The sequence below is a fragment of the Empedobacter sp. UBA3239 genome (assembly GCF_002362875.1).
Classification (GTDB): Bacteria; Bacteroidota; Bacteroidia; order Flavobacteriales; family Weeksellaceae; genus Empedobacter; species Empedobacter falsenii_B.
The window spans coordinates 1-4498 of sequence record NZ_DEVJ01000084.1 but is presented as its reverse complement, the minus strand read 5'-3'; the positions used below and the strand labels follow the sequence as shown (position 1 = coordinate 4498).

Genomic DNA, 4498 nt, shown 5'->3' with positions numbered 1-4498 from the left:
TTCTTTCAGATTATTTTTTAATTACTATTTTGTGTTTTTGTACCTAAAATAGAGTTGTGCAACAGTTCCCCTTGTTAACTGTAGTTGAATATTTATAATTTTGAACTTAAGGTTTCAATTATTAGTTTCATGTCGCTGTATGAAATTAAACTTGGAGTTTCCTCTATTATTTCACTCTTTTTAATTTTACTTAATACTTTTGGGCTATGTATTTTATTAGGATTTTGTGTTAGAACTAATGTACAAGCATAATCTGAATCATTAAACATAATTTCATTAGAATGATATTTCCTTTTTTGTATAAAATATTTATCTCCTTTTGTAAAGTATCGTTCTTCAGTTTTTAAAATATCACAAAATAAATTAGATGGTTTTAAATATCTGTAATTTTCATTCTCATTATATGAACCTTCATATATAATAAATTCACCGCTATTTTCCTTTTCCGAGATATCGTATAATAAATCTTTTATTTCACCTAATAAAATCCAACTGTTTAGGTCATAATAGTGATCATGAATATAAAAGTCGTTTTTTTTCTTATAATCTTTCAGCCAAATATGTATTCTTAACTGCTCATTTTCTGAACTATATAATCTTGAATATATAAAACCTAATGGATGCAAATAGAATTTTACATCTTGCATTTCAATTTTTAGATATTCATTAAAAAATGATGTAATAAAATGTTTTACTTCTGTATAAGTACTATTGGCTGAAATTGTTTTCATCATTTTTTAAATGGATTTTTTGGATTATTTACCTCTTGTAGTATTTCATTTAATTCATTTTTTGTAAATGCTAAACAGGGAAATAAAATTCTACTTAAAGAATCTAAATTATTTAAATCTAGTAAAAATGTATTAATTTTATCTAAATCAATTTTTTTACTCTGTCTTTTAACCTGTTGAAATTCTTCTTTATAATGCTTAAATAAGTAAGATTCATTGTAACAGATAATTGTAGGAATTAATGGGTCTTCTCTTGAAATGATTGCTGTTTCATTTGAAATATCCATTCTACTTAGTGTAAAAAAATCTTTTACATAAACATCTATTTCAAGAAATTGATTTGTTTTTGTTGTGTAGATGGCACTAAATAATGTTGCTAATAATTCCTTTCTTAAAAAATTTATATTCCAATTAGCTTTTAGATTAACACTATTTCTAAAGTCAGCATATTTCTGAAGTAAAATGTCGTTTTCTGGATTGAGAATAATTAGTTCAACTTTATATGTTTCTCTTTTCTTCGAAGAAATAGATGATAATTCTGGCAAAGTCATATATCTAGTATATCTTCCTAATCCGCCATTAAATTTCCAACTGTCACATTTTTTTCTAGCTTGATCTAATTTATCCTCAATTTGTGGTGAAGAAGATGTAAATTCTAATGATTTTTTTTTCTCATCAATTTGTAACTTATAAATGAAGTAACCAACCATTAAAGCAGTTATAATGGAAGTTACAAATTTATCTATAAATGATACAATTTCTTTGTTCGTTGATTCCTTAACTGATTCAATTGGAAAAACTCCAAATCTGATTATTAATAATAAAATTAATGTACTTATAACAAAAAATAAGAATTGTTTACGAATCTTAAGATTCCCAAAAAGTTTATCCATTTATATTTTGACGATTATTTGTTCAATTACAGCTAACATATTATTTCACGAAGTAAAATATAGTAAAGTTTCGTTAAAAAAAACAGCTATATCTGCATTTCATAAAATTAACCTCAAATATACAAACAAAACTACATTGAACACCTTGTTGTGAAATAAAAAATAACCTCGCTTAAAAACACTTAGCCAAGTTGTTTATTATTCTTTTCTGTCTTAAATAATTTGCAATACGTCTCAAGCTCTACGAGCATGACAAAAGCTTAGTTATTAACCATAATTTATAATGTTTTAAGCAAAGCATTAATTTCATTTAGCTTTTGTAAATACTCTTGAGAGTCTAAGAAATAGCTGGGAAAAGCTTTTTCTAAAGAACCTATTGAATCGGTTGATACAAGTACGGCTTGTAAATTCGCTCCTTTATCAATTTCTCTTTCAATTTGAGTGTAATCGATATTTGCTTGAGTATAATTTTTAGCAGTATAATTTTTGACTTTAACGACTCTTTTATCTAAATTTAATATTATTAAATTATACTTTCCCTTATAATTCTTGTTCATAATATGATCAGCAGCAACAGTAAACCCTCTCAATTTTGGACTGATTTCTAAAACTAAAGATTCTTCAACTATTTTAGTGAATATTTCTTTATGTGTTAAATGCGAATATTTTTCATGAATTTTTGTTCCTTCGATGATGGAAAACCCTGCGCTAACAAGTGAAAAATAGTTAAGCCAATTTTGAGGGCCTATGCTTGATTTTAGAGGTTGATCTAAAAAAATACCAATTGTCTCAACTGTGGTTGCCCAAATATGTTGCAATTTAGTTCTAATCTGTAACTCAACTTTTAACTTATCAATTTCATTATTTTCCGAACAATATTCGAAAATAATATGCTTTCCTCTGTAACCGTCAATTTTAGGATTTTCAATGTAATCGTTATAACTCAATGTTGAATGTTTCATCCGACTATTAAGAAAATTTTCTTCAAGAATATTAACATCATTTAAATCTTTTACAATAGCTCTTATACCTGCAATATCCTGCATTGTAGATAGTTTCATATTACTAAAACGATTTAATTTTTTAATAATAGAATCGACTCTTTTTAATCTTTGTGCAGTGATACAATCTACAAGATTTAGTTGTTTAATTTTTCGCCTTAAAGTTGTTTGAAAAGTGTTTAATGGAGTTGAATGTATGGTACGCCAATAAGTTAATTTATCTTGTGCGTCGTTAATTTCTGCTTCTGTATAATTTAAAGGTTTAGATAAAATTTTACCTGCATCTTTAATTTTATTATTCGAAAATTTTCTTGGCATAAAGTTTATATAAAATTACCACTAACATTGTTTTTCACGAAACTACTATAGCTTTAGTTTCATGTAAATAACAAATATATAAATTAATCTAATTTATAACCATTATTGTGTAAATAAGTAAAGGGCTTCTATATAGAAGCCCTTTACTTGTATTAATTTATGTAAAATAAAAAACTCAGGTGAACTTTTAACCTAAAATCTAACACCTGAGTAATAAATGAACGTCATGCCTATGACTTATATTCATTTCGAATTTAAGATTTTTATTTTAAACTAACCGTTTTTAATTATTTAATGTCTTTTACTTTTTTTACAAACTCCTCATATGTATCTGTTTTTTCATTGTCCCAGTTTGTTGGTTCTATTAAATCATAAATACTTACTCTTAGTAATTTTGCAATCTCAATTAGTTCTTCCAAAGAAGGTTGTCTTTTGTTATTTCGCCATTTAGATATTGTAAATTCAGTTTTACCAATAAATTTAGCAATGACTCTATTTTGTACATTTCTTTCTTTAAAAACAATATCTAATCGATTAATTTTCATATAATTTAAAATATTTATTAAAAAAGTTTGGCGTTTAATGTCAAACATTGTATATTTGATATATGTTTAAAGCGACACAATTAGTTAAGGCTATTTGACTTAACGAAATGATGTCTCTCTATTCGGGAATAATCCGGTAAATTATAAGCCCTAGAGAGTACAAAAAGTCGCCCAATACACTGGGATTTTCATATATTTGCGATAATTCCAGAGGGCGATTTATGCGTTTGTACTTCATTGGGCAAGAGTTTACTCTAAAGGTTTTCTTACCGGATTTCCTCACGATAATGAAGGAGTGTAAATCGTTTCTCTGACTTTTTATTTCTACTTCTATCAAGAATAGAAGACATCGTTCCATAAAACCCAACACAAAATGAGAACGAAACAATTTCCATTCATCCGTAAAAAACCGCCAGACAAAGTCTGTTGGTGTTACTAATTCTTTTAAAGAACAATACTCCGTTTTTATAACATTTTTAAAACACGGATCGTAAAGCAAAGGGCTATCCTTTCTTTACACGCTCTCTATCAGAGCCTCGGTAATGAGACTTTGACAGTAACTGTTATACTCTTTTTTTTCGCACATTAAAAGTAAATCCTTTATTGCCATTTTCCAAATTTATTGGGGTTCTGCTACCTTTTATTTAGATGTAAGACGTTAGATTTTAGTATTGAGATTTTAGTATTGAAAAAGGAGTTAAAAATCCGACGATTTAGGATCGAAATGCAATTCAACTCTAAATTATTGGAATAAAAAAGTTTAAGTGTCTGAACGAAGTGAGTTGCCAACTTTATGGAAATAATTTATTTCGTTGAATCATTGAGAGACTACTGTCGGCATCTTTTTTTGTTTCGTTTTTTGGATGAGCTTCCCTGAAAGGTATATGAATCCAATATTCATAAAATAATAAAGAGCATGAATAAAAAATGAAAAGAAGATTTCTTGAAATGACGGAATACTAGAGTAATAATGTGTTAAAAAGTGTTAAATTCCTGTATCGGTGTATATC

Annotated in this window: 4 protein-coding genes; all 4 read right to left on the bottom strand. The window is 26.9% G+C overall.

Annotated features, from left to right (window positions below; all coding sequences use genetic code 11):
- Nucleotides 1-92 precede the first annotated feature (92 nt).
- Entirely contained in the window at nucleotides 93-731 is a 639-nt protein-coding gene (locus B4G36_RS12670; protein ID WP_291064260.1) for a hypothetical protein, read from the bottom strand.
- A complete protein-coding gene (locus B4G36_RS12665; RefSeq protein ID WP_291064259.1) occupies nucleotides 731-1624 on the bottom strand; it encodes a hypothetical protein in 894 nt (297 codons plus the stop codon). Before B4G36_RS12665 ends, B4G36_RS12670 begins: the two co-directional genes overlap by 1 nt.
- Nucleotides 1625-1902: 278 nt before the next feature.
- Nucleotides 1903-2943, bottom strand: coding sequence for a RelA/SpoT domain-containing protein (locus B4G36_RS12660; RefSeq protein WP_291064258.1), 1041 nt, complete (start codon nucleotides 2941-2943; stop codon nucleotides 1903-1905).
- Nucleotides 2944-3230: 287 nt separating this feature from the next.
- A complete protein-coding gene (locus B4G36_RS12655) occupies nucleotides 3231-3536 on the bottom strand; it encodes a helix-turn-helix domain-containing protein (RefSeq protein ID WP_291064257.1) in 306 nt (101 codons plus the stop codon).
- Nucleotides 3537-4498 lie beyond the last annotated feature (962 nt).

Bases quoted from the DNA above. Each gene is read 5' to 3' on its own strand.
- B4G36_RS12670 (WP_291064260.1), bottom strand. From the start codon at position 731: ATGAAAACAATTTCAGCCAATAGTACTTATACAGAAGTAAAACATTTT.
- B4G36_RS12665 (WP_291064259.1), bottom strand. From the start codon at position 1,624: ATGGATAAACTTTTTGGGAATCTTAAGATTCGTAAACAATTCTTATTT.
- B4G36_RS12660 (WP_291064258.1), bottom strand. From the start codon at position 2,943: ATGCCAAGAAAATTTTCGAATAATAAAATTAAAGATGCAGGTAAAATT.
- B4G36_RS12655 (WP_291064257.1), bottom strand. From the start codon at position 3,536: ATGTTTGACATTAAACGCCAAACTTTTTTAATAAATATTTTAAATTAT.